This is a genomic window from Pseudomonas sp. SBT1-2, from assembly GCF_028640875.1.
GTDB lineage: Bacteria > Pseudomonadota > Gammaproteobacteria > Pseudomonadales > Pseudomonadaceae > Aquipseudomonas > Aquipseudomonas chlororaphis_I.
In genome coordinates this window covers 20,953-39,963 of the sequence record NZ_JAQZAA010000070.1, presented here as the reverse complement: position 1 = coordinate 39,963, position 19,011 = coordinate 20,953, and the positions used below count along the sequence as shown (strand labels likewise).

Sequence of the window (19,011 nt, the reverse complement as noted above, 5' to 3'; positions counted from 1 at the left end):
TCCCTACTACTTGATGAAAAAAGAAAAGCGTTTCATAGCCTCACCAACCACCACCTGAGGCTCACGCCATGAACCCTGCAATTCTTCCTCTCTCTGGCAAGATCGCCATCGTCACCGGCGGCTCACGCAGCATTGGGGCGGCCATTGCCAAACGCCTGGCCGCAGACGGCGCCTCTGTCGCCATCACTTACAACGCCTCGCCAGACCGTGCCGCGGCCCTGGTCGAGGAGATCGCCTCCGCCGGCGGTCGAGCTGTCGCGTTGGCTGCCGACGCTGGAAACCCCGAGGCTGTACGCGCAGCCGTGCAGCAAGTCGCCACGTTATTCGGCAAGGTCGATATCCTGGTCAACAACGCCGGTATCAGTGTCCTGGGGGCTCCTGAAGACATTGCTTTCGAAGACTTCCAGCGCATCCTTGCGGTGAATGTCACCGGTGTCTTTGTGGCCACCCAGGAGGCGCTCAAGCATATGGGGCAGGGTGGGCGGATCATTCATATCGGCAGCTCGATGGTGCAGTACGCCGCTTTCGCCACAGCCTGCGCCTACACCCTGACCAAGGGGGCCGTGGCGGGCTTCAGCCGAGGCCTGGTGCGAGACCTGGGACCACGCGGTATTACCGTGAATACCGTTCACCCCGGGCCGACCGATAGCGACATGAACCCCGCCGATGGTCCGGTGGCCGACTTCGTCCGTCCCAATATCGCCGTGGGACGTTACGGAGAAGGCCAGGACATCGCCAGCGCAGTGGCCTATCTGGCCAGCCCCGAGGCCAGTTTCGTCACGGGTGCCGAGTTGCTGATCGATGGCGGCTTTACCGCCTGAGGAGCCCGTCATGAGCATAAGCATCATTGGTGCCGGGGCCATTGGCAGTGCCATCGCCAGGTTACTGACGCAGGCCGGCCTGGAAGTCAGCATCGCCAATAGCCGTGGCCCCGAAAGCCTTGCGTCGTTGATCGCCGATCTGGGGCCCAAGGCTCGAGCCGTTACGACTGCACAAGCTGCCTTGGCAGACCTGGTCTTCCTGGCGGTGAACTGGTCGAAGATCCCATCGGCACTTGTTGGCCTGGGGCCATGGGAAGGACGGGTTGTGGTGGATACCAACAATCCGATTGAGGCGCCGCTGTTCACCCCCTTTGACCTGGGAGGCAAACCTTCGACCCAGGTCGTGGCGCACAGGCTGCCCGGGGCGCGTGTGGTCAAGGCATTCAACCATCTACCGCCGCATCTGCTGGCCACCCCGAACGCCGAAGGGGGCAAGCGCGTGTTGTTCATCTCTGGCGAGCATGCGGACGCCAAGCAACAGGTCATCGAGCTGATCAGGCAATTGGGGTTCCATGGCGTCGACTTGGGTGACTTGCAGCAAGGGCAACTGGCGCAGTTTCCCGGAGGGCCTTTGCCGGCGCTCAACCTGGTCAAACATGGCTAACGAGTAGGTTCAAGGAATCCCTGGGATCAGGCCACGGACGCCTCTTGCTCGCGGGCCTGCTTGGCGCTTGAAATGTCGACGGCGCGGGGCAGGGCGACGCCGTTCTTGGCGGCGAGGATCTCGGCCATGACGCTCACGGCGATCTCGGCGGGTGTCTTGCTGCCGATGTAGATCCCGATCGGGCCGTGCAGGCGCTGGAGCGAGGCTTGGCTCTCGCCGAAGTGTTCGATCAGGCGCTCGCGGCGCAGCTGGCTGTTGCGCCGCGAACCGATCGCGCCGATGTAGAAGGCCGGGCTGTGCAGTGCCTCGAGCAGGGCCAGGTCGTCGAGCTTGGGGTCATGGCTGACGGCGACGATGCAACTGCGCAGGTCCGGGGCGAAGGCCCGCACCACATCGTCCGGCATGCCGAGCAACTGCTCCACGCCCGCCACGTTCCAGCCGTCGATGTATTCGGGGCGGGGGTCGCAGACCGCGACCCGGAAGCCGTTGAACAACGCCATGGTCGCCAGGTATTCGGCCAGCGCGCCGGCCCCGATCAGCAGCAGGCGGTAGCCGGGACCCAGGGTGTTGACCATCTGCTGGCCATCGAAGAAGAACTGTTCCGGCGCCGTGCTGGTGGCCAGGGCCACCTGGCCGGTGCCCAGGTCCAGGCTGCGGCGCACCAGCTTGCCGGCGTTGAGCTGCGCCAGCAATTGTTCGAGGGCCGGCCTCGATGGGGTGAATTCGAGGATCAGTTCCAGGGTGCCGCCACAGGGCAGGCCAAAACGGTGGGCCTCATCGGCGCTGATGCCGTAGCGCACCACCTGCGGCGGACCGTCCGGCAGGGCGTTGCCACTGTAGGCGCTGGTGTAGCGGTGGATCAGGTCGTCCTCGATACAGCCTCCCGAGACGCTGCCGACCACCCGACCATCGCCGCGCAGGGCCATCATCGAACCCACGGGGCGGGGCGAGGAGCCCCAGGTGCGGGCCACGGTGGCGAGCAGGACGCGATGGCCGGCCTGGAGCCAGTCATGGGCGGTACTCAGGACCAGTAGATCGATGCTTTCCATGGGGGCCTCTGTTGTTCATGCAAGGGGCCGCTGGCAAACCCGGTCCTGGTGGAGAGGGATCGCCTGCAAGCCCCCGCTTTCAGCGCATGTGCAGGATGATCGGGCTGCTGCTGGCCGGGTCGGTATGCCCGCGCAGCTTGCCGACCGCTTGCGCATCGACCGCGCCACCCTGGTTGCCCCAGGTGCCGCGCACGAAGGTCAGGACCTCGGCGATTTCCCGGTCCGACAACTGCTCGCGAAAGGCCGGCATGCGGTAGGCATCCGGCACGCCGGCGGCGACCACGCGCTGCGAGCCGTTGAGGGTGATGTTGATCGCCGATGCATTCTCCTTGGCCAGGGCTGAAGTGGCTCCCGCCAAAGGTGGCATCCACTCGGCCTGGCCCTGGCCGTCCAGGCCATGGCAGGAGGCGCAGCGGGTCACGTAGGTGTGGGCTCCGGGGCTGTCCAGGCGGGTGGCGGCGGACACGGCCTGGTACTGCCAGGGGGTACCGTCGCGCTGCGGGTCGCCGGGCAGCGACTTGAGGTAGCGGGCAATCGCGGCCAGGTCTTCGTCGGCCATGAACTGGGTGGAGTTGTTGAACGCCTCGGTCATCGAGCCGTAGACCACCGCATGCTTGTTGCGCCCGGTCTTGAGGAACTGCACGATCTGCGGCTCGCTCCAGCGCCCCAAGCCGCTGTTGGCGTCCTGGCGCAGGCTCGGCGCGTACCAGCCGTCGAGCAGGGCGCCGGCGAGGAACGGCGCGCCGGACTCGTCCAGGGCCTTCTCGTTGAATGCCAGGCCACGCGGGGTGTGGCAGCTGCCGCAGTGGCCCGGCCCCTGGACGATGTAGGCACCGCGGTTCCACAGCGCGTCCTCGGCGGTCTTGGCCGCGTAGGGCGTGGTCGGGGCGAACAGGCCGTTCCACAGCGCGATGGGCCAGCGCATGTTGAGCGGCCAGGGAATATCGCTGGGAACGTTGGGTTGGCTGGCCGGTTGTACGCCTTTCATGAAGAACGCGTACAGCGCGCGCATGTCATCGTCGCTGAGCTTGACGTAGGACGGGTAGGGCATGGCCGGGTAGAGCCGCCGGCCGCCCGGTGCGACGCCCTGGCGCACGGCGCGGTCGAAGTCGGCCAGGCTGTAGGCGCCGATGCCGGCGTCCCGGTCGGGGGTGACGTTGGTGGCGTGGATGGCCCCCAGCGGCGTGGCCATCTCCAGGCCGCCGGCGAAGGGCGCCTTGCCCGGCAGGCTGTGGCAGGCCACGCAGTCGCTGACCCGGGCGACATATTCGCCGCGGCTCACCAGAGCGGGGTCGAAGCTGGCCGCCGCGGCCTGTTCCTGCTCGAAGGGCGAGGCGGGCTGGCGGGTCACATACCAGGCCAGCAGGCCTGCCGCGACCAGGCACGGCAAGGCCAGCCAGCCTGCGGTTCTTGCGAATCGGCGGTTATTCATGGGCAGTCCTTGTCGTTAGCTGAAGGTGTATCGGCTCAATGGCAGGCTACGGATGCGCTGGCCGGTCAGCCGCGCTACCGCGTTGGCCACCGCCGGCGCCACCGCGGGGAGCGGGGGCTCGCCGATGCCGCCCATCTTTTCGCCACTCTCGACAATCCGTACATGCACCCGCGCCATGCGTGAAGGCGGCAGGATCGGGTACAGGTCGTAGTTGCGCGCCCGTGGCTTGCCGTCGACGTAGACCGCTTCTTCCACCAACGCCTGGGACAACCCCAGGGCCACGGCGCCATTGACCTGGGCCTCGATGATCGCCGGGTTGACGATGCTGCCCGGGTCGATGGCCTGCCAGATGTCGTGGACCTTGACCTGGCCGCCTTCGATCGACACCTCGGCGATCACCGCCGTGTACGAGCCGAATGGCGAGGCCATGGCCACGCCGCGGGCGCGTCGAGTGCCGTCCTCGGCGGTGAACGGGCCACGCTTCCAGCCGCCGGACAGTTCGCCCACCGCCTGCAACAGCGTGGTCAGGCGCGGGTTGTCGCGCAGCAGGTGCTGGCGTAGCTCGTAGGGGTCGCGGCCGCCTTTGTCCGCCAGTTCGTCGAGGAAAGCTTCGTAGAAGAAGTCGTTGAGCGAGTTGCCCACCGAACGCCAGTAGCCGAGCATCACCGGTCCCTTGACGTAGATCTGCGCGATGCGCTTGTTGGCAATCGCGTAGGACTTGCCCGACAGACCTTCGAGGGCCGAGGGGTCGAGTTTTTCGCCCTGCTTGCCGGCGATGGCTTCGGTGGGGCCTTCGGTGGCGCTCACCGCTTCGATCGCCACCGGCAAGCCTTCGGCGTCCAGCGCGGCGCGGAACTTGACCACGGCGACCGGGCGCAGCGCATCGCGCACGAACTCTTCCTCGCGACTCCAGATCAGCTTGACCGGACGGCCGACGGCCTTGGCCAGGGCGATGGCCTGCGGGTAGGGATTGGCCGAGTCATAGAGGAAATGCCGGCCGAAAAAACCGCCCAGCAGCGGCGAGTGCAGGGTGATCTGCGAAGCAGAAAGGCCGGTGCGCCTGGCGATGTCGTCACGGAACATGTCCGGTGCCTGGTTGGGCAGCCAGACCTCCAGCGAGCCATCGGGGTTGTAGCGCGCCAGGGCCGAAGGCGGCTCCAGTTGGGCGTGGTTGAGGTACTGGTTGTGGTAGGTGGCCTCGACCCGGGTCTTGGCGCTGGCCAGGGCGGCGGCCACGTCGCCTTCGTTCTCGTCGTCGCGGGCCGGGCCTTGCTGGGCGGCGAGAAAATCGCGGAACGCATCGCTGGAAAAATCGGCGGGCATCGCCCGCACCTTCGAATCGGCCGCCGCTTCCAGCCAGTCGACCTGGATCGCTTCCACTGCGCGCTTGGCGTGCCACCAACGTTCGGCGACCACGGCCACCGCGCCGGGCAACTGGTGAACGGAGTGCACACCCTTCATGGCCTTGACCTGGGCCTCGTTGCGCAGGCTGCCCAAGGTCATGCCCAGGCGCGGCGCGTGCTGCACGGCGGCGTGGAGCATGCCGTCGACCTTCAGGTCGATGCTGTACAGCGCCTTGCCGGTGGATTTCTCGTAGGCATCGACGCGCCGCACCGGCTTGCCGATCCAGCGGAACTGGCTCGGGTCGCGCAGGGTGATGCTGGCCGGGTCGGGCACCGGCATATCCAGGGCACGACCGGCCAACTCGCCGTAGCCCAGGGAGCGACCGGAAGCGGCATGCAACACCCGGCCAGGCGCGGTGGACAGCTCGGCCACCGGGACGCCCAGCTGTTCGGCGCCGGCCTGCAGCAGCATGGCGCGGGCGAGGGCGCCCAGGCGGCGCATGGTCGGGTAGCTCATGCGCACCGACATGCTGCCGCCGGTGATGCGCAGACCGTTCTCCATCACCACGTAGGCTTCACCGGGCGGCGCGGCCTCGACCACAAAGGTGGCGGGATCGGCATCCAGCTCTTCACCGACGATCTGGGCCATGGCGGTGTGGGTGCCTTGTCCGCCTTCCATGAAGGGGCTGAGCAGGCGCACGGTGCCATCCGGGCGAATCTCGAGAAACGCCGGGACCTGGGTCCCGCGTTCCGCGGCGGTGGCCGTGGCGGCCAGGGCCCTGGCCGAGCCAAGTGGCAGGCCGAAACCGAGCACCAGCGCACCCACGGCGGTACCGGTCAGAAAGCGCCGGCGGGACAGGTTGACCGGCTCGTCCAGCGGTAGGTTCAGGAGGTCTTCAGCGGAGTCGATGGGCTTGTTCATCAGGCGCTTTCCTTCTTGGCAGGCTGTGCGGCCAGGTCATGCACGGCGGTACGGATGGCGTTGTAGGTGCCGCAGCGGCACAGGTTGACCATCGCCGCATCGATCTGCGCATCACTGGGCGCGGCGTTGTGCTTGAGCAGCGCGGTGGCCGCCATCACTTGCCCGGACTGGCAGTAGCCGCACTGCGCCACCTGATGTTCGACCCAGGCGGACACCACACGCTTGCCGACCTCGTCCGTTTCGATCGCCTCGATGGTGGTCACCTCGCGGCCGACCACCCCGGCCACCGGGGTGACGCAGGCGCGCACCACGTTGCCGTCCACCAGCACGGAGCAAGCGCCGCACTGGGCCAGGCCGCAGCCGTACTTGGTGCCGGTCAGGCCCAGGTCATCGCGGATCACCCACAGCAACGGCGTGTCGGCGTCGGCATCGACCTGATAGGTCTTCTGGTTGATTCGTAGTTCCATGGCTCACCTGCTGATCATCGGTTGGTGTGTCGTTGTTTTTTCTTCAGGGAGGCGCTACGAGGCGCCTCCTTGGTCAAGAAACGCGGGTAAAGGCGCGGGTACGCCAAGCCGCTGCCCCGTGCGCCGGGCTGGCCACAAGCACGTTGGAGTGGGCCGGCAGGCCCGGTGAGATAACGGGAAAATGCGAGGAGGTATCGAGAGTGTGTGCCAGGGGCAATGCCTGGCCGGCGCTGGCGTGGGTCATGGCGGCTGGCTCCTAGTGACCGGAACTCTAGCCCAGGGGCCAAGGGTTTCCTATCCGATACCCGGCAAGCTCAGAGGATCAGGCAAGTATTCCAGAGGATTGCGCAAAAGCTGGGGGGCTTGGCTGGCTGGAGTAACCGCACAGGGTAGGGGGATGGGGCAGTTGCTCAGGAGGAGGGCGAGGAGGGAGAGCGTCGCGATGAACCATCGGGCCGCGCAACCTGTGCGCGACCCGACGGGTTTGTCCCTGCTTAGATCCGGTGGATCTGGGTGATGTGCGGCTTGCCTTTGATAGGCGCGTAGATTTCCACTACCGCTTGCCAACTTTCCGACGAGCCAGGCAGCGTCGCTTTCGACTGATAGCGATAGTTCGTGCCGTTGACGACCTGGGTCGAAACCAGTTCAGGTGTGTACTGCACACCCACGAACCCGGCCAGGGCTTCTTTGAATACTTCCTGATCCTTTGGGGTCAGTTTGTGATAAGGAGTCCATCCGCCAACAAAGTTCTCTTGAGCCGACATACGATATATCTCCATATATAAGTTCCTACTCGTCTGGCTTTTCGGAGTCCGCCCCGTTTATTGAATGGTTTCCGGAATCCATTGTGCCGGGTGGTTTCCCGAGCGCTGTTCCTCGTGGAACAGGGCGTTTGGGAGAGCACCGGCACGTACTGCACACATCGCGCACTGCAGGCCAGCAAGTGGCGAGCGCGAATGTCGGGTCATGGAGGATGGGGTGGTAGTCGCCGGCTTCAGATCCTTGTCCCTGATAGAAACAGCCTTCGATGAACGATGACTGCCAGACCTCCATGTCTTGTCCGCAGCAGCTCTGCTTATGGGGCATGCCGCTGGATGGCCTTAAGCTATCAGGCATCGGCGGAAAGTCTGTGCGCATTTGGCTGTCCGAGCTGTAAGGCGTTGGCTATTGGCTACCAACGGCCACAGGCATTGTCGTTAGAACGTCGATTTGCCAATGGACGCTCCGCCATCGACAAACAATGTCTGGCCAGTGATAAAGCCGCTCTGTTCCGATAACAGGAAAGCGATGGCCGCCGCGATTTCATCCGGCTGACCGAGCCTGCCCATGGGAACGCTCGCCAGGTAACGTGCTTCACCGTCGCTGCCGAGCGGATTCCCGGCACGGAACAACTCGGTTTCCGTGGGGCCTGGAGCAACGGCGTTGACGGTGATCCCGCTGGTTGCCAGCTCCAATGCCCAGGAGCGCGTGAAGCTGACCAGCGCGGCTTTTGCCGCGGCATAGGCGGTGCGGTGCGGGATCCCCAGGATGGTCAGGCTGGAGATATTGACGATCCTTCCCCAGCCTCGATTGCGCATCCCCGGCAGCAAGGCTTGCGTTGCCTGCAAGGCGCTATGCAGGTTGATCCGCATGACTTCATCAAAATCGTCGAGCTGTACATCGCCCAATGCCTGCGGGCGCACCAGGCCAACGTTATTGATCAAGCCATCGAAGGCATAACGTGAAACCAGGCCCGCCAGCGTTTTTTCGGTCTGCTCCCGGTCGCCCAGATCGAGGGCAACAAGGGTGCCGGGAAAGTCTGGATCGTCGCTGTTGCGAGCGATGCCGACCACATGGTGGCCCGCTTGGGACAATTGGTTCGCAAGCGCACGGCCGATGCCTTTGCTGGCTCCGGTGATAAGGAAAGTACGAGTTTTCATTGCGATGCTCCAAACACCCGGCAACATCCGGGATTGGGGGAGGGGACAGGTTCATAACCAGGATGTGGTATTCGCGATGGCTGCAGTCAATGCAATACGAGGCGATTCAGGTCGGGTCCAGAAATAATCAGGAGAGCCGTTGTCGCCCCTGCCTGGATACTCTAGTGAGGCGCGCCGTGACGATAAACCACCCCTGGTGGAATTCATCTGGACTTAAAAAGCAATATTCACGGTCGGCTTTGCCGATCATTCAACCGGCTCTGAAGCAGAAATGGTTGTCTGCGTAACCCCAACTGCTTCTGGCATTCCAGCGGGGACATGCCGAACCAGCGATTGAATGCTCGGGAAAAGGTGCTGACGTCGGCGTAGCCGAGCAGTTGCGCCACGTGGGTCATGCTGATCGAGGGGATTTTCAGGTAGTTGTGCACCATTCCCTGGCGGGTCTCATCCAGCAGTCGCTGGAAGGAGGTGCCTTCCTGCGCCAGGCGGCGCTGCAGTGTGCGTGGGTTTATCGCCATGCAGTCGGCAACCCGCTCGATCGTGGCCCGACCGCTGGGCAACAGGTTGCGCAGCAATTGCCTGACGTAGCCCGGCATTTCGTCCGCGGCCAGGCGCTCCATGCCGCTCAGATGTTCAGCCATCAGTTGGTGCAGGGTTTCATCGGCAAGACTCAGTGGCAGCGCCAGCACCGAGGCGTCGAACAGCAGCCCGGTGTGGGCCGCGGCGAACGTCGGCGTAATACCCAGCGCCCGCCGATAGGCCGACTCATTGCCAAGGGGAGGGTGGCGAAGCAGCACCGCCTTGGGTTGCCAGTCTCCGCCTGCCAAGGTGCGCATCAGTCGCAGGCCGACACCACAGGCCAGCTCTTCTGCCTGGGGCAGCCCGGGAACGGCCTGTTCACCGGCCCGATAGCTGAGGAGTGCCATGCCGTCGACGACATCCAGGCCGATTTGCGCCGCGCCGTTGTAAAACCCGTAGTGGGTCCGCAGTTCGAACAGCGCATCACCGACGGTCCTGGTGTTGTGGATCAGGTAGAAAATATCGCCAAAGACATCGATCCCCTGGTAGAGCCCATACTCCAGGCCGAACAACGCGTTGCTGGAGCTCTGCTGGCAGAGCTCCAGCAACTCGCAGTAGCGACGGAAGGACAAGATATCTTCCGGACGGCGCAGGGATGCCGGCGGCAGGGAAGCGCAGCGCAACATATGGGTCGGATCCAGACCCTGACGGGCAGCGAATTTGTCGAAACCCGCAAGGCTGAGTGCGCGAATGAAAGGATTGATCGTCATGTTCCGCCACTTCTATTGCCGATGAGGGGGTTGCAAACGCTGCTTCCACTTTTGCGGGCTCATGCCGTTCCAGCGGTGGAAGGCCCGGGAGAAGGCGCTCAGGTCCGCGTAGCCGAGCAGGCTGGCCAGCTGCGTCAGGCTGATCGACGAGTCGCAGATATAGCGCGTGGCCATTGCCTGGCGCGTCTTGTCCAGCAGCTCCTGAAAGCCAGTGCCTTGGGCCTGAAGATAGCGCTGCAGGGTACGCGGGCTGATCATCATGTACTCGGCGACCTGGCGTATCGTCACCTGGCCGCCGGCAAGCCGGCTGCGCAACAGTTTCTGCACGTAGGACGGCAGCTCCTGCAGCGTCACCCGGGCCAGCTCGTCGATATGCTGCTGGACCAGTTGCTGGCATCTGGCATCCGTCGGGCCCAGCGGGGTCGCCAGCAGCGACTCATCGAATACCCAGGCATTGACCGGGCTGTCGAAGCGCGGAAGCACACCCAGCAGGGCCCGGTAGGCTCCGCGGTCCGCGGCGGCAGCATGGCGCAACATCAAGGCCCGCGGTTTCCAGGCGTGCCCCAGCAAGTCATGCAGCAAGTGCGCGGCCACGCCCATGGCCAGCTCCACGGTCTGCCGCACCGAGGTCAGATCGCCGTCGGTGATGTCGTACAACAGCAGGGCACTGCCGGCCTGTCGTTCGAGACGCACTTCCGCACCATCGCTATGGACATGGAAATAACGGGTCAGCAGCGTCAGCGCTTCCCCCAGGTTGCCGGTGCTGCGCATTGCGTACAGCAGCGGCCCTAGCCCTTGCGGCCCTTGGCGCAGGCCGAACTGCAGACCGAACAGGGGATTGTTCGCACGCTGTGCGCACAGCTCGATCAAGGCATTGAACTGCACGCCGGAAAGCTGCCCGGGTAACGGGTCTGCGGGCAGCTTGACCTCAGCCAGGGCCTGGGACGGATCGAGCCCCAGGCTGCTGACAAACTCAGTGAACCCAAGCAGGGCGGTGCCTCGGACAGTAGACGTCATCTCAAGCCCTCGAGTGAGCCATGGGGCGTGGCCAGGCGCGCGGCTGCCGGCCTGACACCCGCCTGTTGCCAGAGCGCCCGAGCCGAGTCGCGTCTGGCAGGATTTGCACAATAACTGGCGCGATCTGCAAAGCTTTTACCCCTGCCGGCGACCAGACTCGAATCACCAATAACAAAAGACCTGCGTTCAGCCCGAGGCTGGATGATGGAGGTATTCGATGCGCCGGTTCCTGTCCGCTTTCCTGGTTGTCGCCCTGATCTCGGGCGCCGTCTATTTTCAGTTTCAGCCTTCGAACAAGACGATTCACCATCAACCCAAGCACCCTCCGGTTGCCAGCATCAGCGAAGCGCTCGGCCATTTCTGAGGGCGCGCACTCACACCCAAAGAGCCGTTTCCGGCGTGGGCGAACGCTCGTTCGACACGCCGGGACACAGGGCTCCATGCAAAAACATCTGCTCCAGTGTGCGGGCTGAATTGGCATTGGCCGCGCGCCCGCGTTGTTCGGCATCGACCATGCCGTAGATCAGGGTGATGAACAGTTCGCTGAAGATCGCCGCGGTAATGTCGATACGAAACACGCCTTTTTGCTGGCCGCGCAGGAAAAACGCGTCCAGCGCTTCGATGTAAGGCCGCCAGCGCGCGTCGCCGCGTTCGAAGTCGAGGAAGTCGGGGCGGTATTGCACCATCAGGAACGCCAGCAGCTCACGATGGGCCAGGTGTTCTCTGATCAAGCGGCGCAGTGCCTCCAGCGGCTCGGCGTGCTGCAACCCGGCGCTCTTGATGATCCGCTCGAGCGTGCCCTCGGCGTACGCCTCCAACTGGTGTTCCAGGTTTTCCCGTGTGCCGCAGTAGCGATGCAGTGTCGCCTTGCTTACCCCTGCCAATTGCGCCAGCTCCTTCATGGTGGCGCGCGGTCGATTGACCACCGCCAAGGTCAGCGTCTTGAGCAGATGTTCATCATGGGAAGTCGGGGTCATCACCAAGCCTCGGATGGATTTTCCGGATGGGCACCTGTGCAGGTCACTATCCAGGTTTCTGAAATATGACAAATATTACCCATATGAGACATTGTTGACTCATTGGGATTTAGAAAGTAGCATTCGAGTCGTTTTCAATCAAGCCTCGGGTGATTTATGGGCAATTTGCGTGCAATAGGGATGGCAGGCTCGTTGGCAGCAGCCATTGCGCTGGCCGGATGCGGTCCGGCGAATGAACAAGAGAGCGTGGCCGAAGTGGCGCGTCCGGTAGACGTGGTAGCGGCGGTGACCGAACCCCTGGCCCTGATCTCGGAGCTGCCGGGCAGGGTCGAGCCCATGCGTGTGGCGGAAGTGCGTGCACGGGTGGCGGGGATCGTCATGAAAAAACGTTTCGAGGAGGGGGCTGATGTAAAGGCCGGCGACCTGCTGTTCCAGATCGATCCGGCGCCGCTCAAGGCGGCGGTATCGCGGGCCGAAGGCGAGCTGGCGCGTGCCCAGTCCGCAGTGCAGGAGGCGCAGGCGCGAGTCAAGCGCTACGAACCGCTGGTGAAGATCGAGGCGGTCAGCCAGCAGGACTTCGACAGTGCCACCGCCGACCTGCGCAGTGCCCAGGCCGCGACCCGTTCGGCCCAGGCCGATCTGGAAAGCGCCCGGCTGAACCTGGGTTATGCCTCGGTCACCGCGCCGATTTCCGGCCGTGTCGGCCGCGCCCTGGTAACCGAAGGCGCTCTGGTCGGCCAGGGTGATGCCACGCTGATGGCGCGGGTTCAGCAGCTCGACCCGGTGTATGTCGATTTCACTCAGTCGGCGGCGGATGCGCTGCGCCTGCGGGAATTGCTCAAGGACGGAAAACTCTCCGGCGACGACAACAAGGTGCTGTCGATCCGCGTTGAAGGCACGCCTTTCGAGCGCCAGGGCTCACTGCTGTTCACCGATGTGGCCGTGGATCGCGGCACCGGGCAGATTGTCCTGCGCGGCAAATTCGACAACGCCGACGGCACTCTGCTGCCGGGCATGTACGTGCGGGTGAGCACACCCCAGGGAACGGATAACCAGGCGATCCTCGTGCCGCAGCGCGCGGTGCAACGCACCAGCGATGGCAGCGCCCAGGTGCTGGTGGTCGGCGCGGACGAGCGGGTCGAGGCGCGCGCGGTGCGCACCGGCACCATGCAGGGTTCTCGCTGGCAGATCAGTGAAGGGTTGAAGGCGGGGGACCAGGTCATTGTCGGTGGTCTGGCCGGCCTGCAACCGGGTGCCAAGGTCACGCCTAGCCAGTCGCAGGCCCAGGCTCAGTTGCCTGAGTCGAAACAGTAAGGCCGAGTTCGCCGCGAGGATTTTCCGATGTCTCAATTCTTCATCAAGCGCCCGAACTTCGCCTGGGTCGTGGCGCTGTTCATTTCACTGGCGGGCCTGCTGGTCATTTCCAAGCTGCCGGTGGCGCAGTACCCCAGCGTCGCGCCGCCGCAGATCACCATCACTGCCACCTATCCCGGCGCCTCGGCGAAGGTGTTGGTGGACTCGGTCACCACCGTGCTCGAGGAGTCGCTCAACGGTGCCAAGGGCCTGCTCTACTTCGAGTCGACCAACAACTCCAACGGCGTGGCCGAGATCGTGGTCACGTTCCAGCCCGGGACCGACCCGGACCTGGCCCAGGTGGACGTGCAAAACCGCCTGAAGAAGGCCGAGGCGCGCATGCCGCAAACCGTGCTGACCCAGGGCTTGCAGGTCGAGCAGTCCAGTGCCGGCTTCCTGCTGATCTACGCCCTCAGCTACAAGGAAGATGTGGAGCGTAGCGATACCACGGCGCTGGGTGACTACGCCGCGCGCAACATCAACAACGAGCTGCGGCGCCTGCCGGGCGTCGGCAAGTTGCAGTTCTTCTCCTCCGAAGCGGCGATGCGCGTCTGGATCGACCCACAGAAACTGGTGGGCTACGGGCTGTCCATCGACGACGTGAGCAATGCCATTCGTGGCCAGAACGTCCAGGTGCCGGCCGGTGCCTTCGGTGCCGCTCCGGGCAGCTCCCAGCAGGAGCTGACCGCGACGCTGGCGGTCAAGGGGACCCTGGACAATCCGGATGAGTTCGGCCAGATCGTGCTGCGCGCCAACGAAGACGGCTCCCTGCTGAAGCTGGCCGATGTCGCGCGCCTGGAAGTCGGCAAGGAGAGCTACAACCTTTCCTCGCGCCTGAACGGCAAGCCGACCGTGGGCGGCGCGATCCAGCTGTCGCCTGGCGCCAACGCCATCGAGACCGCCACCCTGGTGAAGGCGCGCCTCGCCGAGCTGTCGGCATTCTTCCCCGACGACATGGAGTATTCCGTACCCTACGACACCTCGCGCTTCGTCGACGTGGCCATCGAGAAGGTGATCCACACCCTGATCGAGGCGATGGTCCTGGTGTTCCTGGTGATGTTCCTGTTCCTGCAGAACGTGCGCTATACGCTGATTCCATCGATCGTGGTGCCGGTGTGCCTGCTGGGTACGCTGCTGGTGATGTACCTGCTGGGCTTCTCGGTGAACATGATGACCATGTTCGGCATGGTCCTGGCCATCGGTATCCTGGTGGACGACGCCATCGTGGTGGTGGAGAACGTCGAACGGATCATGGCGGAAGAGGGGCTCTCTCCGGCCGAGGCCACGATCAAGGCGATGCAGCAGGTCTCCGGGGCCATCATCGGCATTACCCTGGTGCTGTCGGCGGTGTTCCTGCCGCTGGCGTTCATGGCCGGTTCGGTGGGTGTCATCTACCAGCAGTTTTCGGTATCGCTGTCGGTATCGATCCTGTTCTCCGGTTTCCTTGCCCTGACCTTCACCCCGGCGCTGTGCGCCACGCTGCTCAAGCCGATTCCCGAGGGGCACCACGAGAAGCGCGGCTTCTTCGGCGCCTTCAACCGGGGTTTCGCCCGCGCCACCGAACGCTACTCGTTCCTGAACACGAAGCTGGTGGCGCGCACCTCGCGCTTCATGCTGGTGTACGTCGGCATCATCGCCGTACTCGGCTATTTCTACCTGCGCCTGCCGGAAGCCTTCGTGCCTTCGGAAGACCTGGGCTACATGGTGGTCGACGTGCAACTGCCGCCCGGCGCAGCCCGCTCCCGTACCGACACCACCGGTGAAGAACTCGAGCGTTTCCTCAAGTCCCGCGAGGCGGTGGCCTCGGTGTTCCTGGTCTCGGGCTTCAGCTTCTCCGGCCAGGGTGACAACGCTGCGCTGGCCTTCCCGACCTTCAAGGACTGGTCGCAACGCAGTGCGCAACAGTCGGCCGAGGCGGAAATCGCGGCGGTCAACGAACATTTCGCAATGCCTGGCGATGGCTCCATCATGGCCGTGTCGCCACCGCCCATCGATGGCCTGGGCAACTCCGGCGGTTTCGCGCTGCGCTTGATGGATCGCGGCGGCCTTGGCCGCGAGGCGTTGCTGCAAGCCCGGGATACGCTGCTCAGCCAGGTCTATGGCAACCCCAAGTTCCTCTACGCGATGATGGAAGGCCTGGCCGAGGCGCCACAGCTGCGCCTGGTGATCGACCGCGAGAAGGCACGCACCCTGGGTGTGAACTTCGAGACCATCAGCGGCACGCTGTCCTCGGCTTTCGGCTCGGACGTGATCAATGACTTCACCAACGCCGGGCGTCAGCAGCGCGTGGTGATCCAGGCCGAGCAGGGCGCACGGATGACTCCGGAGAGCGTGCTCAAGCTGTATGTGCCCAACGCCAAGGGCGACCTGGTACCGCTCAGCGCCTTCGTGACCATGAAGTGGGAGGAGGGGCCGGTCCAACTGGTGCGCTACAACGGCTATCCGTCGATCCGCATCGTTGGCGACGCCGGGCCCGGTTTCAGTACCGGCCAGGCCATGGAAGAAATCGAGCGCCTGGCCTCGCAGTTGCCGGCCGGTATCGGCTACGAATGGACCGGCCTGTCCTATCAGGAGAAGGTTTCCAGCGGCCAGGCGACGCAACTGTTCGCCCTCGCCATCCTGGTGGTGTTCCTGTTGCTGGTGGCTCTTTACGAGAGCTGGGCGATCCCCCTGACGGTGATGCTGATCGTACCGATCGGCGCGATCGGCTCGGTGCTCGCGGTCATGGTGGTCGGCCTGCCCAACGATGTGTACTTCAAGGTCGGCCTGATCACCATCATCGGCCTGGCGGCGAAGAACGCGATCCTCATCGTCGAGTTCGCCAAGGAACTGTGGGAGCAGGGCTACAGCCTGCGCGACGCGGCGATCGAGGCGGCCCGCCTGCGTTTCCGGCCGATCATCATGACCTCCATGGCCTTCATTCTCGGCGTGGTGCCCCTGGCGCTGGCCACCGGTGCCGGCGCGGCCAGTCAGCGCGCGATCGGTACCGGGGTGATCGGCGGCATGCTCAGCGCGACCTTGCTGGGTGTGCTCTTCGTACCGATCTGCTTTGTCTGGGTGCTGTCAATGCTGCGCAGCAAACCGGCCCCCATCGAACAACCGGCCCTGGCCCAGGAGTGACTCCATGCGTATCTCAGCCTTTTCTACGCTTCTGATCGCCATGGCGCTGGGCGGGTGCTCGCTGGCGCCCACCTATGAACGTCCTGTCGCGCCGGTGGCCGACAGTTGGAGCGGCCAGGCCCATCAGCGGGGCAGTGCAGTCAACGAGATGGTCTGGCAAACCTTTATCGTCGACCCCGACCTGCGCCGCCTGGTCACGACCGCGCTGGACAACAACCGCTCGCTGCGCCAGACGCTGCTGGACATCGAGCAGGCCCGGGCGCAGTACCGGATCCAGCGTGCCGACCGGGTGCCGGGGCTGAACGCGGGTGCTTCGGGCAATCGCCAGAGAGTACCGGCCGACCTGTCCAACAACGGCAGGTCGGGCGTAGTCAGCAGCTATCAGGTGGGCTTGTCGCTGCCTGAATACGAGCTGGACCTGTTCGGTCGGGTGAAGAGCCTCAGCGATGCCGCGTTGCAGGAATACCTTGCCACCGAAGAAGCCGCGCGTGCTGCGCAGATCGCCCTGATCGCCGAGGTCAGCCAGGCTTACCTGATTCATGATGGCGCCCTGCGCCGCCTGGACCTGACGCAACAGACCCTGGCCAGCCGCGAGTATTCTTTCGCCCTGATCAGCCAGCGTCGCTCGGCCGGTACCGCGACCGCGCTGGACTACCAGGAGGCCTTGGGCCTGGTGGAGCAGTCCCGCGCCGAAGAGGAAAGCAATCAACGGCAGAAGCAGCAGGCGTTCAACGCGCTGGTTCTGCTGCTCGGCACCGCGGACGCCGCAAAGTCGATACCTCAAGGTGTGCGCAAGGAACCGATGCTGGTCCAGGACATCGCGCCGGGCACCCCCTCGGCGCTGATCGAGCGGCGCCCGGACATCCTCGCCGCCGAGCATCGCCTGCAGGCGCGTAACGCCGATATCGGCGCGGCGCGCGCGGCGTTCTTCCCGCGCATCAGCCTGACCGGCAGCTTCGGCACCTCCAGCGCACAGATGTCCGGTCTGTTCGATGGCGGTTCGCGCTCCTGGAGCTTCGTGCCGAACCTGTCCCTGCCGTTGTTCGACGCCGGTCGCAATAGTGCCGGCCTGAGCCTCGCCGAAGCCCGCAAGGACTCCGCCGTGGCGGCGTACGAAGGCACTATCCAGACGGCGTTTCGCGAAGTGGCGGACGCCCTGGCGGCCACCGATACCCTGCGTCGGGAAGAGGCGGCCCGGCGCGCCCTGGCCGACACCAGCAGCGAGTCGCTGAAGCTGGCCAAGGCCCGGTATGAAGGGGGCGTGGACAGTCACCTGCGTTATCTGGACGCCCAGCGCAGCAGCTTCGTCAACGAGACGCTGTTCATCGAAGCCAGCACTCAGCGGCAGATTGCCCTGGTCGACCTGTTCCGCTCCCTGGGCGGGGGCTGGCCGTCTGCACGACACCAGGCCGAGCAGGCCAGCAGATAAGGGTCGGCAATAACTTTCCTGGGTTGGCGCATCCAACCGAGCTTTAGCCCCGTGGACCTACAGGTCGCGGGGCTTTTTTTGGCCTGCGCCATGGCTGGAGAATGCGGCAGTAGAGCGGGGCAGCGATGTCGATTGATAAGCCTGGAGCAGGCTACTTGGGGCTCACAGCCGCGGCTGCGCCATGCAGGAACATCTGTTCCAGTACGTTGGCTGAATTGGCGCTGGCCGCGCGGCCGCGGCGTTCGGCATCGATCATGCCGAAGACCATGGTCAGGAACAGTTCGCTGAAGACCGCAGCGGTGATGTCGATGCGAAAGGCGCCCGCTTGCTGGCCACGCAGGAAGAACGCATCCAGGGCATCGATGTAGGGTTGCAAGCCTGTAGCTTCACCATTTATGCCGAAGGTGTCGGGGCGATACTGGAACAGCAGGAATACCAGCATTTCGCGGTGCGCCGGGGCCAGGTGTTCGTTAATCAGGCCACGCAGTGCTTCCTGAGGTTCATCCTGCTGCAGATTGGTGGCAGCGATGATCCGGTTGAGCACCGTATCGCCGTGGCTTTCCAGGATCTGCACCAGATTGTCGCGAGTGCCGCAGAAGCGGTGCAGGGTGGCCTTGCTCACCCCGGCGGATTCAGCCAGTTCCTTGAGCGTCGCCCGAGGGTGGTCGACAATGGCCAGCGCCAGCGCCTTGATGAGTCGTTCGTCTTGAGGGGTCAGGGACATCAGTCGGTCTCGGATCAAATTTCAATGGCTGGTATTGTGCAGGAAAAGCTCATTGCTTCAACGAAAAGCGATGAAGATACTTCATCTGAGACATTATTTCCTCAGGCAATCCATGAGGAAATCTCTCTTCTCGTTCCCGTACCCGTCACCGCGCACTGACCTCCAGGGCGCGGTTTCGCCGCGGCTGGACAATCGCCATGGTCAGGTTTTTTGAGCGTCATGATCTGCATATTCTGTGGCGTGATCTGCAAAGCTTTTGCCTGTACCAGCCCCCAGAATCGAAACCCTCAATAACAAAAGACACTGCATTTGGCCCCGGCCGAATGACGGAGGTTTTCGATGCGCCCATTCCTTTTTTCCTGCCTGGCCGTGACGCTGGTTTCACTCGCCGTCTACTCCATTCACTCGTTTTACTCGCTGGCTTCCTTTGGCTCTGTGGCTTCGGGGGCCGCCGCCAGCTCCCCGCAGAATTATCCCGTTGCCAGCATCGGCGAAGTCTTCAGGAACTTTTGACGACCAGGGCCCCATGAGCCCACGAGCGCATG

The 19,011-nt window shown here is 64.2% G+C and carries 17 protein-coding genes; 7 read left to right on the top strand and 10 right to left on the bottom strand.

The window, feature by feature from the left end; genetic code table 11:
• Positions 1 to 68: 68 nt before the first annotated feature.
• Both PVZ78_RS11625 and PVZ78_RS11620 read left to right on the top strand, forming a co-directional pair.
• Positions 69 to 821, top strand: a complete 753-nt coding sequence (locus tag PVZ78_RS11625; RefSeq protein ID WP_009049026.1) for a 3-oxoacyl-ACP reductase family protein — start codon at positions 69 to 71, stop codon at positions 819 to 821.
• 10 nt (positions 822 to 831) lie between these two features.
• Positions 832 to 1,425 carry an NADPH-dependent F420 reductase gene (locus PVZ78_RS11620; RefSeq protein ID WP_016702995.1) on the top strand — a complete coding sequence of 198 codons (594 nt, stop codon included), beginning with the start codon at positions 832 to 834 and terminating at the stop codon, positions 1,423 to 1,425.
• A gap of 26 nt (positions 1,426 to 1,451) precedes the next feature.
• On the opposite strand, the gene PVZ78_RS11615 is transcribed toward PVZ78_RS11620, so the two are convergent.
• The 8 genes from PVZ78_RS11615 to qhpR form a co-directional block, all read right to left on the bottom strand.
• Positions 1,452 to 2,474: an XdhC family protein gene (locus PVZ78_RS11615; protein WP_273828712.1), complete on the bottom strand. Its 1,023-nt coding sequence runs from the start codon at positions 2,472 to 2,474 to the stop codon at positions 1,452 to 1,454.
• A gap of 79 nt (positions 2,475 to 2,553) precedes the next feature.
• Positions 2,554 to 3,906 (bottom strand): c-type cytochrome, encoded by a 1,353-nt coding sequence (locus tag PVZ78_RS11610; protein WP_273828711.1) that lies wholly within the window; start codon positions 3,904 to 3,906, stop codon positions 2,554 to 2,556.
• 15 nt (positions 3,907 to 3,921) lie between these two features.
• Positions 3,922 to 6,171 (bottom strand): xanthine dehydrogenase family protein molybdopterin-binding subunit, encoded by a 2,250-nt coding sequence (locus PVZ78_RS11605; protein WP_273828710.1) that lies wholly within the window; start codon positions 6,169 to 6,171, stop codon positions 3,922 to 3,924.
• Positions 6,171 to 6,638 carry a (2Fe-2S)-binding protein gene (locus tag PVZ78_RS11600; protein WP_009049030.1) on the bottom strand — a complete coding sequence of 156 codons (468 nt, stop codon included), beginning with the start codon at positions 6,636 to 6,638 and terminating at the stop codon, positions 6,171 to 6,173. Before PVZ78_RS11600 ends, PVZ78_RS11605 begins: the two co-directional genes overlap by 1 nt.
• Before the next feature lie 494 nt (positions 6,639 to 7,132).
• Positions 7,133 to 7,402 (bottom strand): hypothetical protein, encoded by a 270-nt coding sequence (locus PVZ78_RS11595; protein ID WP_009049031.1) that lies wholly within the window; start codon positions 7,400 to 7,402, stop codon positions 7,133 to 7,135.
• A 432-nt stretch (positions 7,403 to 7,834) separates the two neighbouring features.
• Positions 7,835 to 8,557 (bottom strand): SDR family oxidoreductase, encoded by a 723-nt coding sequence (locus PVZ78_RS11590; protein WP_016702999.1) that lies wholly within the window; start codon positions 8,555 to 8,557, stop codon positions 7,835 to 7,837.
• A 227-nt stretch (positions 8,558 to 8,784) separates the two neighbouring features.
• Complete coding sequence (locus PVZ78_RS11585) at positions 8,785 to 9,846, bottom strand: AraC family transcriptional regulator (protein ID WP_016703000.1); 1,062 nt, start codon at positions 9,844 to 9,846, stop codon at positions 8,785 to 8,787.
• 12 nt (positions 9,847 to 9,858) lie between these two features.
• Positions 9,859 to 10,863 (bottom strand): AraC-like transcriptional regulator QhpR, encoded by a 1,005-nt coding sequence (gene qhpR, locus PVZ78_RS11580; protein ID WP_009049034.1) that lies wholly within the window; start codon positions 10,861 to 10,863, stop codon positions 9,859 to 9,861.
• A 217-nt stretch (positions 10,864 to 11,080) separates the two neighbouring features.
• On the opposite strand from qhpR, the gene PVZ78_RS11575 reads away from it, so the two are divergent.
• Positions 11,081 to 11,227, top strand: coding sequence for a hypothetical protein (locus PVZ78_RS11575; RefSeq protein ID WP_016703002.1), 147 nt, complete (start codon positions 11,081 to 11,083; stop codon positions 11,225 to 11,227).
• A 10-nt stretch (positions 11,228 to 11,237) separates the two neighbouring features.
• Here the strand turns inward: PVZ78_RS11575 and PVZ78_RS11570 are convergent, their stop codons facing one another.
• Entirely contained in the window at positions 11,238 to 11,840 is a 603-nt protein-coding gene (locus PVZ78_RS11570) for a TetR/AcrR family transcriptional regulator (protein WP_009049035.1), read from the bottom strand.
• Between the two features lie 156 nt (positions 11,841 to 11,996).
• Here PVZ78_RS11570 and PVZ78_RS11565 point away from each other — a divergent pair, with 156 nt between their 5' ends.
• Genes PVZ78_RS11565 through PVZ78_RS11555 form a run of 3 tightly spaced genes read left to right on the top strand, consistent with a single transcriptional unit; the run spans position 11,997 to position 17,742 of the window.
• Positions 11,997 to 13,154, top strand: coding sequence for a MexC family multidrug efflux RND transporter periplasmic adaptor subunit (locus PVZ78_RS11565; protein ID WP_273828709.1), 1,158 nt, complete (start codon positions 11,997 to 11,999; stop codon positions 13,152 to 13,154).
• A gap of 27 nt (positions 13,155 to 13,181) precedes the next feature.
• Positions 13,182 to 16,313, top strand: a complete 3,132-nt coding sequence (locus PVZ78_RS11560) for an efflux RND transporter permease subunit (protein WP_273828708.1) — start codon at positions 13,182 to 13,184, stop codon at positions 16,311 to 16,313.
• 4 nt (positions 16,314 to 16,317) lie between these two features.
• Positions 16,318 to 17,742 carry an efflux transporter outer membrane subunit gene (locus tag PVZ78_RS11555; protein WP_009049038.1) on the top strand — a complete coding sequence of 475 codons (1,425 nt, stop codon included), beginning with the start codon at positions 16,318 to 16,320 and terminating at the stop codon, positions 17,740 to 17,742.
• A 151-nt stretch (positions 17,743 to 17,893) separates the two neighbouring features.
• Here PVZ78_RS11555 and PVZ78_RS11550 read toward each other — a convergent pair whose 3' ends face one another.
• Complete coding sequence (locus PVZ78_RS11550; RefSeq protein ID WP_009049039.1) at positions 17,894 to 18,466, bottom strand: TetR/AcrR family transcriptional regulator; 573 nt, start codon at positions 18,464 to 18,466, stop codon at positions 17,894 to 17,896.
• Between the two features lie 339 nt (positions 18,467 to 18,805).
• Here PVZ78_RS11550 and PVZ78_RS11545 point away from each other — a divergent pair, with 339 nt between their 5' ends.
• On the top strand, positions 18,806 to 18,979 hold the full coding sequence (locus PVZ78_RS11545; protein ID WP_016703004.1) for a hypothetical protein: 174 nt from the start codon (positions 18,806 to 18,808) through the stop codon (positions 18,977 to 18,979).
• The last annotated feature ends 32 nt before the right edge of the window (positions 18,980 to 19,011 follow it).

Coding starts and splice junctions, on each gene's coding strand:
- PVZ78_RS11570 (WP_009049035.1), bottom strand. CDS start 11,840: ATGACCCCGACTTCCCATGATGAACATCTGCTCAAGACGCTGACCTTG.
- PVZ78_RS11560 (WP_273828708.1), top strand. CDS start 13,182: ATGTCTCAATTCTTCATCAAGCGCCCGAACTTCGCCTGGGTCGTGGCG.
- PVZ78_RS11545 (WP_016703004.1), top strand. CDS start 18,806: ATGCGCCCATTCCTTTTTTCCTGCCTGGCCGTGACGCTGGTTTCACTC.
- PVZ78_RS11610 (WP_273828711.1), bottom strand. CDS start 3,906: ATGAATAACCGCCGATTCGCAAGAACCGCAGGCTGGCTGGCCTTGCCG.
- PVZ78_RS11565 (WP_273828709.1), top strand. CDS start 11,997: ATGGGCAATTTGCGTGCAATAGGGATGGCAGGCTCGTTGGCAGCAGCC.
- PVZ78_RS11605 (WP_273828710.1), bottom strand. CDS start 6,171: ATGAACAAGCCCATCGACTCCGCTGAAGACCTCCTGAACCTACCGCTG.
- PVZ78_RS11600 (WP_009049030.1), bottom strand. CDS start 6,638: ATGGAACTACGAATCAACCAGAAGACCTATCAGGTCGATGCCGACGCC.
- PVZ78_RS11620 (WP_016702995.1), top strand. CDS start 832: ATGAGCATAAGCATCATTGGTGCCGGGGCCATTGGCAGTGCCATCGCC.
- PVZ78_RS11585 (WP_016703000.1), bottom strand. CDS start 9,846: ATGACGATCAATCCTTTCATTCGCGCACTCAGCCTTGCGGGTTTCGAC.
- PVZ78_RS11615 (WP_273828712.1), bottom strand. CDS start 2,474: ATGGAAAGCATCGATCTACTGGTCCTGAGTACCGCCCATGACTGGCTC.
- PVZ78_RS11555 (WP_009049038.1), top strand. CDS start 16,318: ATGCGTATCTCAGCCTTTTCTACGCTTCTGATCGCCATGGCGCTGGGC.
- PVZ78_RS11575 (WP_016703002.1), top strand. CDS start 11,081: ATGCGCCGGTTCCTGTCCGCTTTCCTGGTTGTCGCCCTGATCTCGGGC.
- qhpR (WP_009049034.1), bottom strand. CDS start 10,863: ATGACGTCTACTGTCCGAGGCACCGCCCTGCTTGGGTTCACTGAGTTT.
- PVZ78_RS11590 (WP_016702999.1), bottom strand. CDS start 8,557: ATGAAAACTCGTACTTTCCTTATCACCGGAGCCAGCAAAGGCATCGGC.
- PVZ78_RS11595 (WP_009049031.1), bottom strand. CDS start 7,402: ATGTCGGCTCAAGAGAACTTTGTTGGCGGATGGACTCCTTATCACAAA.
- PVZ78_RS11625 (WP_009049026.1), top strand. CDS start 69: ATGAACCCTGCAATTCTTCCTCTCTCTGGCAAGATCGCCATCGTCACC.
- PVZ78_RS11550 (WP_009049039.1), bottom strand. CDS start 18,466: ATGTCCCTGACCCCTCAAGACGAACGACTCATCAAGGCGCTGGCGCTG.